The sequence below is a fragment of the Mycobacterium sp. NPDC003449 genome (assembly GCF_053588415.1).
On the sequence record NZ_JBSFPX010000392.1, the window covers coordinates 1 to 1,077 of the forward strand.

General features: G+C 64.9%; 1 protein-coding gene. It reads left to right on the top strand.

From position 1 onward, the window contains the following. Positions 1 to 104 precede the first annotated feature (104 nt). Positions 105 to 1,077, top strand: a 973-nt coding sequence (locus ACWDTP_RS38625; RefSeq protein WP_450028476.1) for an IS481 family transposase, incomplete at its 3' end; no start/stop codon positions are given.

Genomic DNA, 1,077 nt, shown 5'->3' on the forward strand with positions numbered 1-1,077 from the left:
TGTAACTCTTGGGGAGGTTGTGAACGGCGTGGCGGCGACGAACGGGTGAGGGCCTCCGGTATCGGTGTGGTTACCACACACACGCCGACCACCGAGAGGCCCTCATGACTCACCGTAATGCGTTCTTGTCCCCGCGCGGCCGTTTGGCGTTGGCCCGGTGCGTCGTTGATGACGGTTGGACCCTGCGACGTGCCGGGGAACGCTTCAATTGCTCGCCGGCCACGGCCAAGAAGTGGGCTGATCGCTACCGCGCGGGCGGGGAAGCGGCCATGAACGATGTGAGCAGCCGGCCGCACCGCTGCCCTCATCAGCTGCCGGTACGCCGAGAACGCCGGATCATCGGGCTGCGGTTCGCCAAGCGGTGGGGAGCTCCCCGTATCGCCGCTCACCTCAAGATCGCCCGGTCGACGGTGGAGGCGGTGCTACGGCGCTACCGGATGCCGCTGTTGCGCCACCTGGACCAGAACACCGGCCTGCCGGTGCGCCGGCCCAAGCCGCGACGCTACGAGCACGCTGCGCCGGGGGATCTGGTGCATGTCGACATCAAGAAGCTGGGTCGTATCCCCGACGGCGGCGGGCACCGTAAATTGGGCCGCACGATCGGTAACCGCAACAACAAGAAGCAGGGCCGCGGGTACGCCTATTTGCATCACGCCGTCGATGACCACTCCCGGCTGGCCTACTCCGAGAGTCTGCCTGACGAACGCAAGCAGACCGCGGCCGACTTCTGGGCCCGGGCCAACGCGTTCTTCAACGCTCACGGGATCGTCGTCAAACGCGTCCTGACTGACAACGGATCATGTTACCGGTCAAAGGTTTTCGCGGAAGTGCTGGGAACCGACATCAAGCACAAACGCACCCGACCCTACCGGCCCCAGACCAACGGAAAAGTCGAACGTTTCAACCGCACCCTGGCCGCCGAGTGGGCATACGCCCAGACCTACACCAGCGACGAAGCCCGCGCCGCCACCTACGATGACTGGCTGCACCACTACAACCACCACCGAGCCCACACTGGTATCGGCGGACTTACCCCCATCGAACGCCTACGCGTTCACAACCTGGCCGGGAATTACA